The organism is Streptomyces sp. NBC_01618 (assembly GCF_045209435.1).
In the GTDB taxonomy this organism is placed as follows: domain Bacteria; phylum Actinomycetota; class Actinomycetes; order Streptomycetales; family Streptomycetaceae; genus Streptomyces.
The window spans coordinates 880,334-900,047 of the sequence record NZ_CP109297.1 but is presented as its reverse complement, the minus strand read 5'-3'; the positions used below and the strand labels follow the sequence as shown (position 1 = coordinate 900,047).

The following is a 19,714-nucleotide window of genomic DNA, read 5'->3' as shown; positions in this document are numbered from 1 at the left end:
GTCGCCTCACCGGGCGTGACGCCGAGTGATGAAGCACCGGCGGCCTTCGGATCCGAAGGCCGCCGGTGTCCGTGCCGGGTCAGTGCGACGGTGCCGCGTGGAAGTCGAACAGGTCCCGGTCCGCGTGGTCCAGGGCGTGGCGCACGGCTCCCAGGGAGACCGCCTCGACGCCGAGCGGGGAGGCGAGTACCTGGGGCGGGTCGATGCACAACTCCTCGAGGTAACGGCGCATCGGGCCGACGACACTTGCGCCGGCCCGTGAGATCCCACCGCCGATGACGACGAGGTCCGGATTAGACGGTGAGCACCGTCGCCGCCGTGTCCTGCGCGTAGGTGCGTGCGAAGCGGTCACGCCGCCTCGACGACGTCGGCCCGGACTGCGGCCGCCCACTCCACGAGCAGCCGCAAGCTGGGTGCCGTCGGCCGGAGTGCCGACGGAGAGCCGCCGTGTCACGCTGGGACGGGGGATCACGCCCGGACCGGCCTGCTCGGTCGGCCCGACGGCACAGCCACCCGAGGAGGCCGACATGGCCAGTGACACCATCGGACCCAAAGCGGGCCGCGCCAAGCCGAGCCCCACACACGCGCCAACATCCGGAATGACCGTCCTGGCAGCAGCCCTGATGATCTTCGGCGGAGCGATGGCGATCCTCGAGGGGATCGCGGCCATCGCCAAGGACGACCTGTTCCTCGCGACACGTCACTACGTGTTCGAGTTCAGCCTGTCGGGCTGGGGCTGGGTCCACCTCATTCTCGGCATCGTCATCGTCCTCGCCGGCTGCGCCGTGCTGGCCGGAGCCCTCTGGGCGCGCTACTTCGGTGTCTTCGTCGCCGGCCTCGGCGCGATCGCCAACTTCCTGTGGGTGCCCTACTACCCCCTGTGGGCCATGGTGCTGGTCGCCGTCAACATCTTCATCGTCTGGGCGCTGTGCACGGGCATGCACCGAGAGGCGGGCGAGGGTCTGACGGCGTCGTAGAGGATCACCGCCACCGCCAGGGAGACCAGGGGGGAGAAGGCGACGCCCAGCAGTTTCCCGGAGTTGACGACGTCCGTCAGCGCCCCGGTGACAAAACCGGCCGGCACGGGTCCTCCCGGGACCGTGGCCGAGATGCGTTCCGGTCCCACCGCTGCTGCAATGGCAAGGACGTGGCCTCCGGCGGAACCGGGGCAGTCGAGATGTCTGAAGGTGTGAAGGAGCTGACGTGAGCGCCGAGAGCGACGAGACAGGACCGATCGACTACCTGGTGGTCGAGTTTCCGGCGGGCAGCCGGATGACGGGAGAAGGACTGCCCCTGCTGGTCGATCTGGTCGACCGGGGCATCATCCGGATCCTGGATCTGACCTTTGTCAGGAAGAACCGGGACGGCACCGTCGACGGCGTGGAACTCTCCGAGCTGACCGGGGACGGCGGCGGCGACCTCGCCGTGTTCGAGGGGGTGTCCTCGGGCCTGATCGGACAGGACGACATCGACGAGGCCAGCGCGATCCTCGAACCCGGCAGCGCTGCCGGAATCCTCATCTACGAGAACGTGTGGGCCGCACCGTTCGCGGCGGCGCTGCGCCGCTCCGGCGGACGCCTCGTCGCCAACGGGCGGATCCCGATCCACGAGGTCCTGGCCTCGCTCGACGTGGCCGAGTCCCGGATCTGAAGACGCGGCCGAGTCCCGAGTCCCGGGTCCGAACCCGTTCGCGGCCGCGTCGGGCCGCCCGTTCCCGCAGAGCCAGTCAAAGGAGATGCACCATGCCAGGCCTTCTTCGCGGCGTCGCCCGTACGGCGGTGATCGCCGGCACTGCCACCTCGGTCTCCAACCGGGTCTCCCGGCGGCAGGCGGGCCGCTGGGCACAGCAGGACGCCGCACAGGCGCAGACGCGGTCCGCCCCCGCGGAACCTCCGCCTCTCGCGCCGGAGGACGAGATGAGCAACAAGATCGCCCAGCTCAAGGAGCTCGGCGACCTCAAGAGCCAAGGACTGCTGAGCGACAGCGAGTTCGCGGCCCAGAAGGCCCGGATCCTCGCCTCCTGACCTGTCCGCACGCGCCACCGGCGCGGCCGTCTGCTCCGTCGTGTGCCGTTGGGAAGTCGCAGGGCGGACGGGCGTCCTGAGAAGATCGATTCGTGGAGTCAGCCGAATCCTTTGAACCCTTCCCCGAATCCGGCATCGAGCCCCTGCCCGGCGACGGCACCGCCGACCGGACCACCCGCCGACGGGTGGTGCGCTGCCGCATGTGCGGCCGCCCGCTCACCGGTACGCAGTCACGCCGCACCGGCCTCGGCCCCGCCTGCGACGCCAAACTGCACCCCGAGCCCCCGGACATCCGCACCCGCCGCCACGAGGTCGAGCAGGACCCGCTCCCCGGTATCTGAGCCGGGCGCGGCTCCCCGCCCAGAGCTGCTGCAGGACCAACGGCACGTGCCTCTCCCCGTATGGTGAACGCATTCAGGCCGTTCCTCGCCTGTCGGAGGACTCCGTACTTGTCGCCCACCTCGTCGCCACCGTCCCCGCGCCGCTCGATCCGGACTCCACGGACGCTCCCGAACTGCTGCACCAGGCAGGTCGCAGGCTGCTCGTTCAGCGTGGTGACACCGAACTTGTGGCGTTCGATCCCGATGCGGGCGATGCGGCCGAGGCGGTGCGCTTCCCCGCGCCGTGGCCGCGCCGCTTCGGGACGGCCAACGTCTCCCCGGACGGCGGCACGGCCGTGTTCGCCGGGGTGCACGCGGTGCGCTGCGTGGACGCGGCGGGGGCGACGCGCTGGGAGGTGCGGCACGGGTGCTCGAGCGGTGAATGTCCGCTGATCCACGCGTCGTTCGACGAGTACGCCGCCGACGACGAGCACGCGTACCCCGACAGCGGATCGGCCGCGGTCTCGGCCGACGGCAAGCTCGTCTGGGCGCACGTCCGCGGCCCGTTCGCCGACGACGGCGAGGAGGCCGACGACGACGAGCTGTGGCTCGTCATCGATGCCGCGGACGGCCGGGTCCTCGGGCGCGCCGCCACCGGCACCGTGGCTTCCGGCTCGTTCCACACCCCGCACCCCGACCCGGCGCAGATGGGACTGAGTATCGGTGAGGGCGAGGAGGGATCGCCCGCGCTGTGGGGCACTGGGACGGGCGCGCCCTGTCGGCACGGAAGATCGACGACGAGACGGTTCTGCAGGTGGTGAGCCCGTCCGGCCTGCGTCTGCTGGCCACCGACGTCACGCAGTCGGCCCTGTATCTGCACGCCACGCGCGACGGCGCGATCCTGCGGGACCTGGACGCCGAGGGCGCGGTGCCCCCGTACGGCACCGGCGGCGGCCGGGTGCACTGGGACTTCGACGGGGCCTTCGCCGCCGAGGACACCGTCGTGGCGGGAACCTCCGGGAGCGACGCCGGTCGGGGCGCGCCCCGCCACTGGCTCGTGGCGGGGGGCGACATGACGCTGCCCGGCGAGGTAACCTACCCCTTCCCCGTCACCGGTCCGGTCCGTGGCACGGGCACCTGGTACATCGCCGAGGACGTCGATCCACCTGTGGCGCCTGGAGGACGTCGGCTGACCGGCACCTGGCGGAACCGGAACACGGAGCGGCCCGCCGGTCGATCTTGAGTTCTGATGGTCGTCGCGACACCGTTCCTAGCCAGTGGGCATGAGTGAGTCCTGGACCCCCTGATGTGTACTGGGCGCATCCCGAACGGTGTTGGATGCACTCGGTCCCCGCTTTCGCGTCCCGTTCGGCGGCACGTCTCTGGGGGCGTGGTCCGTTGTGGGTGGGCGGGTTCCGTCATGCCCCCGGTTGCCTGGTCCGGCCTGGGCGGTCCGATGCCCCGCACGATCGCTCCGGTCGTGTGGGGGCGGTGCCGTCCGACGCCGGACCGGGTGTCCGAGGGCGCGTCGTCCGATCGCGATGCCTGCGGCATCGTGACGGGACATTTGGCGGTGCGGGGTGGCCAGTGGTTTCTGCCAGTGCTGGGCACCCCACATCGAGGTGTAGGCGGGGTCGACCGCGACGATGCTCAGGCCGTGTTCGGCGGCCATGGAGACCAGCCGGGCCTTGAGTTTGCCGGTCGGGATGCCGGAGATGAGTTGCCGGAACCGTTTCCTGCGGCCGTGCTTCTCGCGGGTCTTCTCGGTCGTGAAGTCGAGGTTTTCGATGGCGATCGCGGTAACACCGGCCTGCTTGGCCCAGTGGAGCAGGCGGGTCAGGGCGTGACGGATCTGGGCGTCGCGATGAGCGGTGGTACCGGACAAGTCGTAGCCGAAGCGGCGCGGGTCGCCGACCGGATTGCCATGCCGGTCGAGCTGGTAAGCGGCGAAATGATCAGCGTTGGTATCGACACCGATCACACCCTGGGCGCGGGCCGTCTCCAGCGGGATGGTCTGGACGACGGGGCGTTGCCAGGAGGCGGTGAGGTACCAGCGGTCGCGGTCGGTGTCGAGGTGGATGCGGTAGGCGACGGCCCGGTTCGCGGCGATGCGGTCGGCCCACTCCTGACCCCGGTGCGCGAACGCCACGGTCGAGGTGAGGGTGTACCGGCCATGCTTGGCATTGGCCAGGTGCGCGAGCGGGGCAGGCAGTTTGATGCTGACCTCGCCGTCCGGGGTAACGCGGATCGTCTCGTTCCCGAACCGCTTCCCCGACTCACCGTCGGCGGCGATGAACCACCGCTCCGCCTCCCAGCGCTCCCGCCACTGCTCCTCGGTGAGGTGGGCGTCGGCGAGGTGGTGGCGAGTGTTGAGAAGGCGTTTGCCGCCCCGCACGACCCGCACGCGTCCGGCCTGCCGGTCACGGACCGCAGCAGCATGCCGCGCCTCCAACGCCGCGAGACGGCGGGACTTGTGGAACCACTCACCCTTGGAACGGTAGCCACCCGCTGCCCGCTTCGTGCCCCGCGAGCCGACCGGGAGGGACAGGCGATGCCGCAGCGTCCCGATCCCGGCCTCCAGCGTCCGGATGTGCGCCGCCTGACAACGGCGCGCCAGCGCTCACTGATCATGCGTGGCCTTCGTGATCGCACCGGCGATCCGCGACGACGACTGTGCGGTCAGGTCCCGCTTGCGCGACGCCCAGGTCTCCTTGTTGTGCTCCAGACCATCCGTACAACGGGCCCTGAGGTCACGGGAAGCGAGCGCGCCCTGATACGCGCCGACCGCCCGCAGAACCTTCTCGTCCTGGGGCGTGAGGTGCTTCAGACGGTCCCGGACCGCCACCCCGCAAGGCCCGGGCACCACGAAGGATGCCGTTAACTCCCGTACACCACCCACCACAACACCCCCTCCCACGAGACCGGACACCTGCTACCCAGTCCAACGAGCACCAGCCGCCAAGGTCACCCATTCGGCCCCAGAACCCCCGTTCCCACCCCATGAAGCCGCCGACAGGACCCACTCCTGCTCACTCCAACGCACTTCAGCTCAGCAAACCGACAGCAGCTCACAACCCCGGTTCAGGGGATGCGATGGCCTTCGCGTAGGTGGTTCCCGGACGAACACGGAGACCCTGTCCTGTGGAACGATGCCAGGCATGCCCACCGATCCCATACATGGAGATGCCGTGCAGCACCCAGCACGTCTCGTCGCCACCGTCCGGGCTCCGCTGGGCCCTGCCAGTGCCAACGCTTTGGAGATACTGCACTGGCCGGGCCGCAGGCTGCTCATCCAGCACACGGACGACGAGGTGGCCGTGGTCGACCTTGGTGAAGAAGGGGAAGCAAGGCAGGAATTCCGCTTCCCCGCGCCGTGGCCCAGGCTGTTCGGCCGGGTCACGGTGTCTCCCGCGGGCGACATCGCCGTCTTCTCGGGGGTGCACGGTGTGCGGGCCGTGGACCGCGGCGGTGATGTCCTGTGGGAGATCCCGCACGGCTGCTGGGCGACCGCCACGTGTGCCTGGACCCGTGCTCCGTTCTCCGAGTACGCGGACGACCCCCGCCATCATCATGCCGACTGCGGTTCCGCCGCGTTCTCCGCCGACGGCAAGCTGGTGTGGGCGCACGTCCGGCAGTACTCCGACAACCGGGCGGACGAGGAGTGGCTGGTCGTGAACGCCGCCGACGGAGTGGTCCTGGGGCGGGCGAAGACCATGACCGTGGGCTCCGGCTCCCTGCACTTTCCTCATCCGAGCGCCGAGTACATGGGGCTGACCGTAGGTGAAGGAGACGACGACTCCCCGGTTCTGTGGGGTCACTGGGACGGCACCACCCTCGCCGTCGAGCGGCTCGAGGGAGAGATCTTCCAGGCGGTCAGTCCGTCCGGGCGGCACTTCCTCTGTACTGATCCCGGGCAGTGGGCCCTGTACCTCCACGAGGCGGCGGGCGGGACGGAGTTGCGGCAGTTGGACGCCAGGGAGGCGGTGCCTCCCGTGCCCGGGGACGACATGGCCAGGTGGGACTACGAGGGCGCGTACCCCTACGAGGAGGGTGCTGTCGTCAGCACCGAGGGATACGCCGAGGTCCCGCGTCACTGGCTGGTGAATCCCGAGAGCATGTCGGTGCGGGGCATGGTCACCTACCCCCTGCCCGTCGCGGGCAGCCCACGTTCGGCCGGCGCCGGCATGTGGCACACGGTCGCCAAGGACACGGCCTCGGTCCACCTGTGGTGCCTCGCCGACGAAGGCTGAGCCCGTTCCCCGCACGCGAACGCCCGGCCGGGAAGGTGTCCCGGCCGGGCGTGCTCTGTGGGGCTGGTCGCGGCTTGTGGTCGGATCCGCTCGGCCAGCGCCTGTCGCCTGACCTCGCGTTGCGTCGGCTGGGCGGGGCGGCGGCGCCACTTGTAGAACCACGCCTCCGACACGCCGAGCGCTCGGCAGGAGGTCCGGTGCGGAATCTTGTACTCGGTCTTCTGGTCGCTGATTACCCCGACGACGGCCGCCGGGTCCGCCTCAGCTACTTCACCCACAAGACCATGCAGCGTTTGAGGACATCGCGCTCCATCCCCAGCTCCTTGACGTCCTTCAGCTGGGCGTTCTCTCGACGCAGCCGCTCGAGCTCCTCGCTCTCGCCCGCAGGACCGGCCCCGCCTGCCCTGCGAGCCCGCGACACCCAGCTGGCCAGTGTCGTCTCGTTGATCCCCAGGTCCTTCGCGACCTGGGCGACCGGCTTCCTGGTCTCGGTCACGATCCGCACAGCCCCCTCACGGAACTCCGCGTCGAACTTCCGCCTCTTCTCCGTCATGACTCCCAACTTCCCCTGCAGTCAGGGTCTCTACGCTACGAGGGAAGACTCACCTGCCCGCCGAAGACCCGCTGCAGGGACTCCTGGGGGCTGCGCCCACGGAAGATGTTGACCTCGATCCGCTCCAGGTCGAGCAGATCGACCAGGCGCTCGGCAGGGTTCGTCATGCGGTTCGTCTCCACTCTCGCAGGGGGGCCGGGCGTGTGAGCGCGATCACAGCTGGCCGACCGAGGTGACGCGGACGACGGCCCGGCCCTCCTCGTCGGATGCGGCCAGGTCGATCTCCGCGCTGATGCCCCAGTCGTGGTCGCCGTTCGGGTCCGCGAAGGTCTGCCGCACCCGCCACAGGCCGTGTGCGGCGTCCTCGTCGATCTTCAGCAGCTTCGGCCCGCGCGCGTCCGGACCGGTGCCCAGATCGTCGTACTCGTCCCAGTAGGCGTCCATGGCGTCGCCCCACGCGTCCTCGTCCCAGCCCGCGTCGCCGTCCAGCTCGCCGAGCTCGTGGACCTTGTCCAGCGCGGCCAGCTCCACCCGGCGGAACAACGCGTTGCGGACCAGCACCCGGAAGGCACGGGCGTTGGCCGTGACCGGCTTCACCTCGTCGGCCCGCTCCTGCGCCTCCTCGGCGGTCTCCACCTCCGGGTTGGCGAGCTGCTCCCACTCGTCGAGGAGACTGGAGTCCACCTGGCGGACCATCTCGCCGAGCCAGGCGATCAGGTCCTGAAGGTCCTCGGACTTGATGTCGTCCGGGATGGTGTGCTCAAGAGCCTTGTACGCGCTCGCCAGATAACGCAGCACGATGCCCTCGGTGCGGGCCAGCTCGTAGTTCGAGGTGAACTCCGTGAACGTCATGGCGCGTTCGTACATGTCACGGATCACGGACTTCGGCGACACCGGGTGGTCGCCCACCCACGGGTGGCTCCTGCGGTACACGTCGTAGGCGTGCCACAACAGCTCGCTGAGCGGCTTCGGATACGTGACGTCCTGGAGCAGCTCCATCCGCTCCTCGTACTCGACACCGTCCGCCTTCATCTGCCCGACCGCTTCGCCGCGCGCCTTGTTCTGCTGCGCGGCGAGGATCTGCCGTGGGTCGTCGAGCGTCGACTCGACGACGGAGACCATGTCCAGTGCGTACGACGGCGACTCGCCGTCCAGCAGGTCGAACGCGGCCAGCGCGAACGTGGACAGCGGCTGGTTCAGCGCGAAGTCCTGCTGGAGATCGACGGTGAGCCGCACGATGCGGCCCTCCGCGTCCGGCTTGTCGAGCTGTTCCACCACACCGCCGTCCAGCAGCGAGCGGTAGATCGCGATGGCCCGGCGGATGTGCCGCAGCTGCGCCCTGCGCGGCTCGTGGTTGTCCTCCAGCAGATGCCGCATCGCCGCGAAGGCGTTGCCGGGACGCGCGATCACGGACAGCAGCATCGTGTGCGTGACCCGGAAGCGGGAGGTCAGCGGTTCCGGATCGGACTGGATCAGCTTGTCGAAGGTGGTCTCCGACCAGGCGACAAAGCCCTCGGGGGCCTTCTTGCGGACCACCTTGCGCTTCTTCTTCGGGTCGTCGCCCGCCTTCTTGACGGCCTTCTCGTTCTCGATGACGTGCTCGGGCGCCTGCGCCACGACGAAGCCCGCCGTGTCGAATCCGGCCCGGCCCGCCCGGCCCGCGATCTGGTGGAACTCACGGGCGCGCAGCGTACGGACGCGGGTGCCGTCGTACTTGGTGAGCGCCGTGAACAGCACCGTTCGGATGGGTACGTTGACGCCGACGCCGAGGGTGTCCGTACCGCAGATCACCTTCAGCAGGCCGGCCTGGGCGAGCTTCTCCACCAGGCGCCGGTACTTCGGCAGCATGCCCGCGTGATGCACTCCGATGCCGTGGCGCACATAGCGGGAGAGGTTCTGGCCGAACTTGGTGGTGAAGCGGAAGTTGCCGATCAGATCGGCGATCTTCTCCTTCTCCTCCTTGGTGCACATGTTGATGCTCATGAGCGACTGCGCCCGCTCGACGGCCGCGGCCTGGGTGAAGTGCACGATGTACACCGGCGACTGCCTGGTCTCCAGGAGCTCGGTGAGGGTCTCGGTGATCGGCGTCAGCCGGTACTCGTAACTGAGCGGCACCGGCCGGGTCGCGGAGCGCACCACGGACGTGGGGCGGCCGGTGCGGCGGGTCAGGTCCTCCTCGAACATCCTGACGTCACCGAGCGTGGCCGACATCAGGACGAACTGGGCCTGCGGCAGTTCCAGGAGCGGGATCTGCCAGGCCCAGCCGCGGTCCGGCTCGGCGTAGAAGTGGAACTCGTCCATCACGACCTGGCCGATGTCCGCGTACTTCCCGTCACGCAGCGCGATGGACGCCAGGACCTCCGCCGTGCAGCAGATCACCGGCGCGTCCGCGTTGACGGAGGCGTCGCCGGTGAGCATGCCGACGTTCTCCGTACCGAACAGCTTGCACAGGTCGAAGAACTTCTCCGAGACCAGTGCCTTGATCGGCGCGGTGTAGAACGTGACCTTGTCCTGGGCCAGCGCCGTGAAGTGCGCGGCCGCCGCGACCAGGCTCTTTCCGGAGCCGGTCGGGGTGGAAAGGATCACATTCGCGCCGGAGACCACCTCGATCAGCGCCTCCTCCTGAGCGGGATAGAGGGTGATGCCCTGCGTCTTCGTCCATGACGAGAATGCCTCGAAGAGGGCGTCGGGGTCGTCGGTCGGGGGCAGCTGATCGATAAGGGTCACGCCCCTATCTTGCCTGCCTTCCGCCCGGATGAGGGAACCGGACGACTGTATGAAGATCACGGACGATACGCTGCCCACTCAACTCGGCCGTGCCTGGGCGGCAATGGCAGCAGGACGACTTTGGGGGCGGGAAGAACCATGATGGGACCGGCACATTCTCTGTCAGGGGCGGCGGCCTGGCTGGGGGTGGGCGCGGCGGCGGCGGCCGCCGGTCACGCGATGCCGTGGCCCGTCCTGGTCGTCGGCGCGCTGATCACCGCCGGAGCCGCACTCGCCCCGGACCTCGACCACAAGTCCGCGACCATCTCGCGCGCCTTCGGGCCGGTCTCCCGGGGGCTCTGCGAGATCGTCGACAAGCTCTCGCACGCCGTCTACAAGGCGACCCGGGGCTCCGGCGACCCGCGCAGGAACGGCGGCCACCGGACCCTGACGCACACCTGGCTGTGGGCGGTCCTGATCGGCGGCGGGGCCTCCGCCGCGGCGATCACCGGCGGCCGGTGGGCGGTCCTGGCGATCCTCTTCGTGCACCTGGTGCTCGCCGTCGAAGGACTGCTGTGGCGGGCCGCCCGGATGTCCAGCGACGTCCTGGTGTGGCTGCTCGGCGCGACGAGCGCCTGGATACTGGCCGGCGTCCTGGACGAGCCCGGCAACGGCTCGGACTGGCTGTTCAGCGCCCCCGGGCAGGAGTACCTGTGGCTGGGGCTGCCGATCGTGCTCGGTGCGCTCGTCCACGACATCGGCGACGCGCTGACCGTCTCCGGCTGCCCGATCCTGTGGCCCATCCCGCTGGGCCGCAAGCGCTGGTACCCGATCGGGCCGCCGAAGGGAATGCGGTTCCGTGCGGGCAGCTGGGTGGAGCTGAAGGTGCTGATGCCGGCGTTCATGGTGCTCGGCGGACTGGGCGGGGCGGCCGCGCTGAACGTCATCTGACCGACGCGTCGCGGACGAGAGCATCGCCCGGCCCGTGCGGGCCGCGCGGACGGATCGAACGTCCTCGCCACGGTCCGTCACGTGATGGCGGCCCTCGGCGCGCGGCACACACCGGTGATTTGTCGCGGGTGGTGCCCCGGGGCTGTCCGGTGCGCCGATCCACCCGAACCCGCTCGCGTGCGCGCGAACTCCGCTCAGCCGTGCCAGGACCGCCACAGCGCCCCATAAGCGCCGTCCGCCGCCACCAGCTCGTCATGGCTGCCCAGTTCACTGATCCGGCCGCTCTCGACGACCGCGATCACATCCGCGTCGTGCGCGGTGTGCAGCCGGTGGGCGATCGCCACGACCGTACGGCCGTCCAGCACCCGGGCCAGCGACCGCTCCAGGTGACGGGCGGCCCGCGGGTCCAGCAAGGACGTCGCCTCGTCCAGCACCAACGTGTGCGGATCGGCCAGGACCAGCCGGGCCAGTGCGATCTGCTGGGCCTGAGCGGGTGTCAGCGCCAGACCGCCGGAGCCGACCTCGGAGTCCAGCCCCTCCTCCAGCGCCCTCGCCCAGCTGTCCGCGTCGACCGCCGCGAGCGACGCCCACAGTTCGGCGTCCCCGGCACCGGCACGGGCCAGCAGGAGGTTGTCCCGCAGCGACCCCACGAACACATGGTGCTCCTGATTGACCAGCGCCACATGCGTACGTACCTGCTCCGCCTTCATCCGCGACAACTCCGCACCACCGAGCGTCACTTCACCCGTGCGCGGCGCATAGATCCCGGCGAGCAGCCGGCCCAGCGTGGACTTTCCGGCCCCGGACGGGCCGACCAGCGCCAGGCGCGTACCCGGCGCGACGTCCAACGACACCTGGTGCAGGACATCCAGCCCGGCGCGGTAGCCGAAGCGCACCTCCTCGGCGCGGACGTCCCGGCCGTCCGGGACCACCTCCGCGTCGCCCGCGTCCGGTTCGATGTCCCGGACGCCCACCAGCCGGGCCAGCGACACCTGAGCGACCTGCAACTCGTCGTACCAGCGCAGGATCAGGCCGATCGGATCGACCATCATCTGCGCCAGCAGCGCCCCCGTCGTCAGCTGTCCCACGGTCAGCAGGCCCTCGATGACGAACCAGCCGCCGAGCATCAGCACCGCGCCGAGAATCGTCACGTAGGTGGCGTTGATGACAGGGAAGAGCACGGAACGCAGGAAGAGCGTGTACCGCTCCCACGCGGTCCACTGCCGGATGCGCGCGTCCGACAGTGCCACCCGGCGCGCACCCAGCCGGTGCGCCTCCACGGTCCGTCCCGCGTCCACGGTCTCCGCGAGCATCGCCGCGACCGCGGCGTATCCGGCGGCCTCCGAACGGTACGCGGACGGAGCCCGTTTGAAGTACCAGCGGCAGCCGATGACCAGGACGGGCAGAGCGATCAGCACCGAGAGCGCCAGCGGCGGAGCCGTCGCGGTGAGCGCGGCCAGCAACAGCCCCGCCCACACCACACCGATCGCCAGCTGCGGCACGGCCTCGCGCATCGCGTTGGCCAGCCGGTCGATGTCCGTGGTGATCCTGGAGAGCAGATCCCCCGTCCCGGCCCGCTCCAGCACGCCCGGCGGCAGTCCGACCGACCGTACGAGGAAGTCCTCGCGCAGATCGGCCAGCATCTCCTCGCCGAGCATCGCGCTGCGCAGACGCATCAGCCGGGTGAAGACCGTCTGCACGACCACCGCGAGCGCGAACACCCCGGCGGTGCGCTCCAGATGGAGGTCGCCGGCGCCGTCGGAGAGATCCTCGACCAGCCCGCCCAGCAGATACGGGCCGGTGATCGAGGCGATCACCGCGATGGCGTTGAACGTGACGAGCGCGGCGAACGGCTTGCGGTGGCGCCGCAGCAGCTCCCGTACATAGCTCCGTACGGTGGCGGGGGTGCCGACCGGCAGGGTCGTCGCCGACTCCGGTGCGGCCGGGTCGTACGCCGGTACTGCGACGCCGATCATGCCCGTTCCTCGATTTCCTCGATCGTCCTGAGTGTGCCCTGAGCGGCCGGGACAGCGGTCTCGTCGTCCGTCTCGCGCGTCACGACCGCCCGGTAGCGGAGGTCCGTACGCAGCAGTTCACGGTGTGCGCCGACCGCGACGACCGTGCCGCCGTGCACCAGCACCACCCGGTCCGCCAGGTCGAGCAGCAGCGGCGACGAGGCGAACGCCACCGTCGTACAGCCCCGACGCAGCCCCTTGATTCCGGCGGCGACCCGGGCCTCCGTGTGCGAGTCGACGGCGGAGGTCGGCTCGTCGAGAACCAGCACCTCCGGGTCGGTCACCAAGGAGCGGGCCAGGGCGAGCCGTTGGCGCTGACCACCCGAGAGCGAACGCCCGCGTTCGGTGATGCGGGTCGTCATGGGGTCGCCGTCCGTGGCGACGGACGCCTGCGCCAACGAGTCCAGCACGTCACCGCACTGGGCGGCGGACAACGCGTCCTCGGCGGACACCCGTCCCGAGGCCGGCACATCGAGAAGATCGCGCAGCGTGCCGGAGAGCAGGACCGGGTCCTTGTCCTGGACCAGTACCGCCGTCCGGGCGGAGTCCAGCGGGAGTTCGTCCAGAGGTACGCCACCGAGCAGGACGGACGGGGGCCTTTGCTCCGGCGTGACGCCGTCCGTGGAGGCGCGCCCGCCGTTCTTTGGCCCGCCCGCCCTACGCGTCGAGTTCTTCGTCGCGTTCCTGTCCTCGTCTCCGTCCTTGCTCCCGTGCTCGTTCCCGTTCTGGCTTCCGGTCGCGTCCGTGTCCTCGTGCGCGTGGCCGCCGAGCCGCTCGGCCAGTCGGCCCGCCTCGTCCGGGTCGCCGCAGACCACCGCGGTGAACAGGCCCGCCGGGGCCATCAGTCCGGTCACCGGGTCGTACAGATCGCCGGTAGGCGCGGCGTCGACGGTCGAGGGCCGGTCCGTGCGGTGCAGCGACAGCACCCGGACCGCGCGCTTGGCGGAGGGCCGTGAGAAGGAGTACGCCATCGCGATCTCCTCGAAGTGGCGCAGCGGGAACAGCAACAGCGTCGCCGCGCTGTACACCGTGACCAGCTGACCGACCTCGATCCGGCCGTCGCGGGCCAGCGTCGCCCCGTACACGACCAGCGAGATGAGCAGCACGCCCGGCAGGAGCACCTGGATCGCCGAGATCAGCGACCACATCCGCGCACTGCGCACCGCGGCCTTGCGGACCTCCTGCGAGGCGCGCCGGTAGCGGCCGAGGAACAGCTCCTCGCCGCCGATCCCGCGCAGTACCCGCAGCCCGGCGACGGTGTCCGAGGCCAGCTCGGTGGCCTTGCCCGCCTTCTCGCGCTGGAGGTCGGCGCGCCGGGTGGCCCGGGGGAGCAGCGGCAGCACGGCCAGGGCCAGCAACGGCATGGCGAGTGTCACCAGGACGCCCAGCGAGGGCAGATAGACGATGAGCCCCGCGCAGATCAGCACCAGGGCGGCGGCGGCCGCGGCGAAACGGGAGAGCGCCTCGACGAACCAGCCGATCTTCTCCACGTCACCGGTGGAGACCGCGACGACCTCACCCGCGGCGACCCGTCGGGTCAGCGCCGAGCCGAGCTCCGCGGTCTTACGGGCCAGCAACTGCTGCACGCGCGCGGCGGCGGTGATCCAGTTGGTGATGGCGGTCCGGTGGAGCATGGTGTCGCCCAGCGCGATCAGCACACCCAGGACCGCGATCAGACCGCCCGCCCACGCGAGGCGGCTGCCGGAACGGTCGACGACGGCCTGCACGGCGAAGCCGACGGCAGGCGGCAGTCCGGCCAGGGAACACTGGTGCAACAGCCCCCAGGAAAGGGACTTGAGCTGACCGCGGAGCTGATTGCGGCCGAGCCAGAGCAGGAAGCGTGGGCCCGACCGGACATCGGGATCGCCAGGATCCGAGTACGGAAGATCGCGAATCTGCATGACGTCCCATGGGTCGGTGCGTGCCGGTTTGTTCGGTGAATGTCTCAAACCGTGCAAGGTTCACCCTGGAAGGTCCGTCGGAGCAATCGATTTTCTCCACGAACGGCACCTTTCGCGCCATGGTCATGAGCGGGCGGGAGCCAGGGAGGCACTGCGGGGCCCGGTCCGGCTGGGCCCAGCCGGACCGGGCCCCGCAATCCCTCTCGTCCCTCGCGCCGGCCGGTCAGGACTTCGCCGGACCCTCCGGATCATTCGAATCCATGCCGGAGCGGGCCTTCTTCCACTCACCGCGTGTGAAGTCCGGAATCTGCTGCGGCGCGCCCTTGGCCTTGATGGACAGATGGCTGAGCGGCACGGGCGACGTCCACGTCGCCGCGTCGTACACATCGAAGTCGGGGACGAGTCCGAGCCGCATGCACTGCATCAGCCGGAACACCAGCATGTAGTCCATGCCGCCGTGACCGCCGGGCGGATTGGCATGCTCCTTCCACAGCCAGTGGTCCCACTCCGTGTACTTCGAGAAGTCGCCCCAGCTGTCGTTGGTGTGGTCGGGCTCGATGTAGATCCGGGCCGGATAGTCCTCGAAGACCCCCTTCGTACCGCCGAGGCTGTTGATCCGCGAGTACGGATGCGGAGTGGACACGTCGTGCTCCAGCCGGATGACCCGTCCCTTGGCGGTCTGGACGAGGCTGATCGTCCGGTCGCTCTCGATATAGGTCTCCTTCCAGCTCGGATCACCGGCCGGCATGTGCTTCTTGCGGTACTCGGCGAGCCCCAGGGACGGCGAGCCCACGCTGGTGATGCTCACCGCACGGTCGCCACGGTTGATGTCCATGTAGTTGGCGACCGGGCCGAAGCCGTGGTTGGGGTAGAGATCGCCACGCAGCCGGGTGTGCCACAGCCTGCGCCAGGGCCCTTCGTAGTACCCCGGATCGAACATCAGCCCGCGCAGATCGTGGTTGTACGCGCCCGCGCCGTGCAGCAGATCACCGAAGAGCCCGGCATGCGCCATGCGCAGTACCCGCATCTCGTTGCGCCCGTAACAGCAGTTCTCCAACTGCATGCAGTGGCGCCTGGTGCGCTCCGAGAGATCGACCAACTCCCACAGTTGGTCGAGCTGGAGAGCGATGGGACACTCCACGCCGACATGCTTGCCGTTCAGCAGGGCGGTCTTCGCCATCTCGAAGTGGAAGTCCCAGGGCGTCGCCACGTAGACGAAGTCGATGTCCCCGCGCTTGCAGAGATTCTCGTAGTCGTCCTCGCCGTTGGTGTAGACGGCGGGGGCAGGCTGGCCCGCCGCGGTCACCTTTGCGGCCGCCCGTTCCGCCTTGGCCTTGACCGGGTCGCAGACGGCGACGACCTGCACGCCGCCGACGGCGAGGAAGAGGTCGATCATGCTGCCACCGCGGTTGCCGAGGCCGACCAGGCCGACCCGTACGGTGGAACGCCGGTCGAACGGCACCCCCACCATGGTGCGCCCCTGGCGCTTCGGGGCGGCCGCCTGATCCGGCTGTGCCGCGGCAGTGGCCTCCGGGCTCCGGCCGGGGGTGGCGGCGGACGCGGTGCCGCTGCCGAGACCACCGAGTCCGATCCCGGCACCGGCCACCGTGGCGGTCGTCCACAGGACCGAGCGGCGGCTCACCGAGCCGTCTTCGTCGTCCCGCGTACCGTCGTCGTTCTGCTGTGCTGCGTCGTTCATCGATCCTCCAGGAGGGGGGTCTGACGTGCGCGGCTGTTGAATGAATCTCGGTAAGGACCCTGGTAGTTGGTGTTGTTGATGCGCAAGGGGAGTGATTGGACTCCTGCTTCGAAACCATGGACTTTTGTGGCACGCAGAAGCCGGGCAGGCTCGGAATCCGAGCCCGCCCGGTGATCGGGTACAGCGGCCGATGGGGCCAGGGACGCCCGCAGTGGTCCGGGGCAGCAGCCCGTGGCAGCACGAGGCAGTCTGTGGCGCCACGAGGCAGTCCGTGGCAGCCCCTGGCAGTCCCCGGCAGTTCGGGTCAGGACGATCCGTACCGTCGGACGGCCCGAGATCAGCGCACAACGGCTCCCGGCCGCGTCGCCCGCTCCAGCTCCATCAGCACCGAGTAGTACGAATGCCCCGTGGCCCGGTCCATTCCGATTTCGCACATCCGGTTGGCCGAGAGATACGCGTCGTACTCCCGCGCGTTCACCTCGGCGGCCTCCTTCGCCGTCGCGGAGGCCGTCAACTCCTTGTGCAGCATGCCGCGGTCGCCCGCGAAGGCGCAGCACCCGGCGTCGTCGGGGATCACGACCTCCTCCGCGCAGGCCTCCGCGACCGTGCGCAACTGCTCCACGTCGTCCAGATGCTGCATGGAACACGTCGGATGCAGGACAGCCGAACTGATCTTCCGGAGGACGGTCAGCTCGGGAAGCAGTTCGTCGGCCGCCCAGACGAGGGAGTCGACAATGGTCAGCTCCCGGTGCAACTCCCGGTTGTCGTCGGTGAGATACGGCACCACCTCATGGGCGATGCCCAGCGTGCACGACGAGGCGTCGACGACCAGCGGCAGTTTGCCACCCGCCGTCCAGCCCCAGGCCGCCTCCACGATGCGGTTGGCCATCACGGCATTGCCCGCGTCGTATCCCTTGGAGTGCCAGATCGTCGCGCAGCACGTGCCCGCGACATCGTCCGGGATCCATACCGGCTTTCCGGCGCGGGCGGAGACGGCGACGACGGCCTGCGGTAGCGACGGGCCACGATGCCCCTCGGGCCCGCCGAAGATACGGTTCACACACGCCGGGTAATAGACCGCGCTCGCCCCGACACGGGAGGTGCGGGGCAGCTTCCGGGCGGCGGCACCGGGGATCTCGGGCAGCCACTCGGGCACCAGATCGGGACGTACGGCCTTGCGGGCGAGCCCGGTGATGGTCTCCAGCGGCCCGTCGCCGAGCCGGTCGCCGAGCCGGTCGGCCGCGGCGACCGCGACCCGGGCCGCCGCCTCCACCGCCTTGAAGTTCTTCGCCGTGAGTGCCGCGATGCGCTCCTCGCGCGGTGAGTGCCGCTGGTGGCGGAAGTCCTTCATCATGGCGCCGGTGTCGATGCCGACCGGACAGGCCAGCTTGCAGGTCGAGTCGCCCGCGCAGGTGTCGACGGCGTCGTAGCCGTACGCGTCGAGCAGCTGCGCCTCCACCGGGGAGCCGCCGGGCTGCCGCATCATCTCCCGGCGCAGCACGATCCGTTGGCGTGGCGAGGTGGTCAGGTCATGGCTGGGACAGGTGGGTTCGCAGAATCCGCACTCGATGCAGGGGGCGGCGATCTGCTCGATCTCGGGGATGGTCTTCAGCCCGCGCAGATGGGCCTTCGGGTCGCGGTCGAGGACGATGCGGGGCGCCAGCACCCCGTCGGGGTCGATGATCTGCTTCGTGCGCCACATCAGCTCGGTCGCCTTCGGACCCCACTCCAGCTCCAGGAAGGGGGCGATATTACGGCCGGTGGCGTGCTCCGCCTTCAGGGAGCCGTCGAAGCGGTCCACCGTCAGCTGGCAGAAGTCGTCCATGAACGCGGCGTAGCGGTCCACGTCGGACGGCTTCGCCGCGTCGAAAGCGAGCAGGAAGTGCAGATTGCCGTGGGCCGCGTGACCGGCGACCGCGGCGTCGAAGCCGTGCTCCGCCTGAAGGCCGAGCAGGGCCTCGCAGGCGTCGGCCAGCCGGGAGGGCGGCACCGCGAAGTCCTCGGTGATCAGCGTCGTACCCGAGGGCCGGGAGCCGCCGACCGCGGTGACGAACGCCTTACGGGCCTTCCAGTAGCCCGAGATGACCTTGGTGTCGCGGGTGAACTCATTGGTCACCGACGACACGGGGGTCACCAGGTCGAGACCTTCGACGACGGCTGCCGCCGCCCGCTCGTAGGCCTCCTGCCCGGCCTCGTCCGGAGCCCGGAACTCCACCAGCAGCGCCGTGGTCTCCTTGGGCAGCCCGGCCCAGTCGGCGGGCACGCCCTGGACGCTCACCGACGCGCGCAGCGTATTGCCGTCCATCAGCTCGACGGCGATCGCCCCCGCCTCGTTGAAGCCGGGTACGGCGGCCGCTGCCGCGGTCAGCGAGGGGAAGAACAGCAGGGCGGTGGAGACGCGGCGGTCCAGCGGCAGGGTGTCGAAGACGACCTCGGAGATGAAGCCGAAGGTGCCCTCGGAACCGACCATCAGACCGCGCAGGATCTGCACGGGCGTCGAGCCGTCCAGGAAGGCGTCGAGCCGGTAGCCGTTGGTGTTCTTGATCTCGTACTTGGCGCGGATCCGGGTGGTGAGCGCGGCATCGGCCTCGATCTCCGCCTTCAGCGCCAGCAGCCCCTCGCACAGCCGCGGCTCGGCACGGGCCAGGTCCTCGTCCGCCGCGGGGTCCCCGGTGTCGACGTCCGTGCCGCTCGGCAGCACGAAGGTGAGGGAGGAGACGGTGCGGTACGAATTGCGGGTCGTCCCCGCGGTCATTCCGGAGGCGTTGTTGGCGACGACTCCGCCGATCGTGCACGCGATGGCGCTGGCCGGGTCGGGGCCCAGCAGCCGGCCGTACCGGGCGAGGGTGGCGTTGGCGCGCAGGATCGTCGTCCCGGGCCGGATGCGGGCCCGCGCGCCGCCGTCCAGGATCTCGATGCCCGCCCAGTGGCGGCGTACGTCGACGAGGATGTCCTCGCCCTGGGCCTGGCCGTTCAGGCTGGTGCCGGCCGCCCGGAAGACGACCTCGCGGCCCTTGCCGTGCGCGTACGACAGGATCGCCGAGATGTCGTCGATGTCCTCCGGGACCACGACGACCTGGGGAATGAACCGGTAGGGACTGGCGTCGGAGGCGTACTTCACCAGGTCGGAGACCTTCCACAGCACCTTCTCCGGGCCCAGCAGGTCGATGAGCTCGCCGCGCAGCGGTTCGGGCGTCCCCGGAGCCTGTCGGTCGGGGACCCGGTCCACGGACGGGTTGCGCACCGCAGCGGGGCGGAGTGCTTCCGGCTTCGGCTCCAGCAGTGGCATGGCGAG

At 70.0% G+C, this 19,714-nt stretch carries 15 protein-coding genes and 2 pseudogenes; 8 read left to right on the top strand and 9 right to left on the bottom strand.

All coding sequences use genetic code 11. From position 1 onward, the window contains the following. Positions 1 to 79: 79 nt before the first annotated feature. Positions 80 to 232: a hypothetical protein gene (locus tag OH735_RS04300; RefSeq protein ID WP_406379594.1), complete on the bottom strand. Its 153-nt coding sequence runs from the start codon at positions 230 to 232 to the stop codon at positions 80 to 82. A 367-nt stretch (positions 233 to 599) separates the two neighbouring features. Here OH735_RS04300 and OH735_RS04295 point away from each other — a divergent pair, with 367 nt between their 5' ends. The 6 genes from OH735_RS04295 (at position 600) to OH735_RS04270 (ending at position 3,587) form a co-directional block, all read left to right on the top strand. Continuing rightward, positions 600 to 977 carry a hypothetical protein gene (locus OH735_RS04295; RefSeq protein WP_406386400.1) on the top strand — a complete coding sequence of 126 codons (378 nt, stop codon included), beginning with the start codon at positions 600 to 602 and terminating at the stop codon, positions 975 to 977. 226 nt (positions 978 to 1,203) lie between these two features. Further along, a complete protein-coding gene (locus OH735_RS04290) occupies positions 1,204 to 1,650 on the top strand; it encodes a DUF6325 family protein (RefSeq protein WP_406379592.1) in 447 nt (148 codons plus the stop codon). Between the two features lie 92 nt (positions 1,651 to 1,742). Then, positions 1,743 to 2,024: an SHOCT domain-containing protein gene (locus tag OH735_RS04285; RefSeq protein WP_406379590.1), complete on the top strand. Its 282-nt coding sequence runs from the start codon at positions 1,743 to 1,745 to the stop codon at positions 2,022 to 2,024. A gap of 92 nt (positions 2,025 to 2,116) precedes the next feature. Then, positions 2,117 to 2,365: a DUF6011 domain-containing protein gene (locus tag OH735_RS04280; protein ID WP_406379589.1), complete on the top strand. Its 249-nt coding sequence runs from the start codon at positions 2,117 to 2,119 to the stop codon at positions 2,363 to 2,365. Between the two features lie 227 nt (positions 2,366 to 2,592). Next, positions 2,593 to 3,165 carry a hypothetical protein gene (locus tag OH735_RS04275; RefSeq protein WP_406379587.1) on the top strand — a complete coding sequence of 191 codons (573 nt, stop codon included), beginning with the start codon at positions 2,593 to 2,595 and terminating at the stop codon, positions 3,163 to 3,165. Beyond that, complete coding sequence (locus tag OH735_RS04270) at positions 3,159 to 3,587, top strand: hypothetical protein (protein ID WP_406379586.1); 429 nt, start codon at positions 3,159 to 3,161, stop codon at positions 3,585 to 3,587. The genes OH735_RS04275 and OH735_RS04270 overlap by 7 nt, the downstream gene beginning before the upstream one ends. Positions 3,588 to 3,614: 27 nt before the next feature. Here OH735_RS04270 and OH735_RS04265 read toward each other — a convergent pair. Beyond that, positions 3,615 to 5,243, bottom strand: a pseudogene (locus tag OH735_RS04265) (IS200/IS605 family accessory protein TnpB-related protein). 289 nt (positions 5,244 to 5,532) lie between these two features. Here OH735_RS04265 and OH735_RS04260 point away from each other — a divergent pair. After that, positions 5,533 to 6,594 carry a hypothetical protein gene (locus OH735_RS04260; protein ID WP_406379584.1) on the top strand — a complete coding sequence of 354 codons (1,062 nt, stop codon included), beginning with the start codon at positions 5,533 to 5,535 and terminating at the stop codon, positions 6,592 to 6,594. A gap of 265 nt (positions 6,595 to 6,859) precedes the next feature. Here the strand turns inward: OH735_RS04260 and OH735_RS04255 are convergent, their stop codons facing one another. The 3 genes and pseudogenes from OH735_RS04255 to OH735_RS04245 form a co-directional block, all read right to left on the bottom strand. Then, positions 6,860 to 7,147: a transposase gene (locus OH735_RS04255; protein ID WP_406379582.1), complete on the bottom strand. Its 288-nt coding sequence runs from the start codon at positions 7,145 to 7,147 to the stop codon at positions 6,860 to 6,862. 47 nt (positions 7,148 to 7,194) lie between these two features. Beyond that, positions 7,195 to 7,314: pseudogene (locus OH735_RS04250) on the bottom strand (acyl-CoA thioesterase II); the annotation flags it as partial. A gap of 46 nt (positions 7,315 to 7,360) precedes the next feature. Further along, complete coding sequence (locus OH735_RS04245; protein WP_406379580.1) at positions 7,361 to 9,934, bottom strand: DEAD/DEAH box helicase; 2,574 nt, start codon at positions 9,932 to 9,934, stop codon at positions 7,361 to 7,363. Between the two features lie 78 nt (positions 9,935 to 10,012). On the opposite strand from OH735_RS04245, the gene OH735_RS04240 reads away from it, so the two are divergent. Beyond that, positions 10,013 to 10,804: a metal-dependent hydrolase gene (locus tag OH735_RS04240; protein WP_406379579.1), complete on the top strand. Its 792-nt coding sequence runs from the start codon at positions 10,013 to 10,015 to the stop codon at positions 10,802 to 10,804. Positions 10,805 to 10,998: 194 nt separating this feature from the next. Here the strand turns inward: OH735_RS04240 and OH735_RS04235 are convergent, their stop codons facing one another. The 4 genes from OH735_RS04235 to OH735_RS04220 form a co-directional block, all read right to left on the bottom strand. Further along, on the bottom strand, positions 10,999 to 12,780 hold the full coding sequence (locus OH735_RS04235; protein WP_406379578.1) for an ABC transporter ATP-binding protein: 1,782 nt from the start codon (positions 12,778 to 12,780) through the stop codon (positions 10,999 to 11,001). Further along, positions 12,777 to 14,720, bottom strand: coding sequence for an ABC transporter transmembrane domain-containing protein (locus OH735_RS04230; protein ID WP_406379576.1), 1,944 nt, complete (start codon positions 14,718 to 14,720; stop codon positions 12,777 to 12,779). The genes OH735_RS04235 and OH735_RS04230 overlap by 4 nt, the downstream gene beginning before the upstream one ends. A 223-nt stretch (positions 14,721 to 14,943) precedes the next feature. After that, on the bottom strand, positions 14,944 to 16,419 hold the full coding sequence (locus OH735_RS04225) for a Gfo/Idh/MocA family protein (RefSeq protein ID WP_406379574.1): 1,476 nt from the start codon (positions 16,417 to 16,419) through the stop codon (positions 14,944 to 14,946). A 337-nt stretch (positions 16,420 to 16,756) separates the two neighbouring features. After that, complete coding sequence (locus tag OH735_RS04220; RefSeq protein WP_406379573.1) at positions 16,757 to 19,708, bottom strand: FAD-binding and (Fe-S)-binding domain-containing protein; 2,952 nt, start codon at positions 19,706 to 19,708, stop codon at positions 16,757 to 16,759. Positions 19,709 to 19,714: the final 6 nt, after the last annotated feature.

Coding starts and splice junctions, on each gene's coding strand:
- OH735_RS04300 (WP_406379594.1), bottom strand. CDS start 232: ATGCGCCGTTACCTCGAGGAGTTGTGCATCGACCCGCCCCAGGTACTC.
- OH735_RS04240 (WP_406379579.1), top strand. CDS start 10,013: ATGATGGGACCGGCACATTCTCTGTCAGGGGCGGCGGCCTGGCTGGGG.
- OH735_RS04225 (WP_406379574.1), bottom strand. CDS start 16,419: ATGAACGACGCAGCACAGCAGAACGACGACGGTACGCGGGACGACGAA.
- OH735_RS04220 (WP_406379573.1), bottom strand. CDS start 19,708: ATGCCACTGCTGGAGCCGAAGCCGGAAGCACTCCGCCCCGCTGCGGTG.
- OH735_RS04255 (WP_406379582.1), bottom strand. CDS start 7,147: ATGACGGAGAAGAGGCGGAAGTTCGACGCGGAGTTCCGTGAGGGGGCT.
- OH735_RS04285 (WP_406379590.1), top strand. CDS start 1,743: ATGCCAGGCCTTCTTCGCGGCGTCGCCCGTACGGCGGTGATCGCCGGC.
- OH735_RS04295 (WP_406386400.1), top strand. CDS start 600: ATGACCGTCCTGGCAGCAGCCCTGATGATCTTCGGCGGAGCGATGGCG.
- OH735_RS04235 (WP_406379578.1), bottom strand. CDS start 12,780: ATGATCGGCGTCGCAGTACCGGCGTACGACCCGGCCGCACCGGAGTCG.
- OH735_RS04230 (WP_406379576.1), bottom strand. CDS start 14,720: ATGCAGATTCGCGATCTTCCGTACTCGGATCCTGGCGATCCCGATGTC.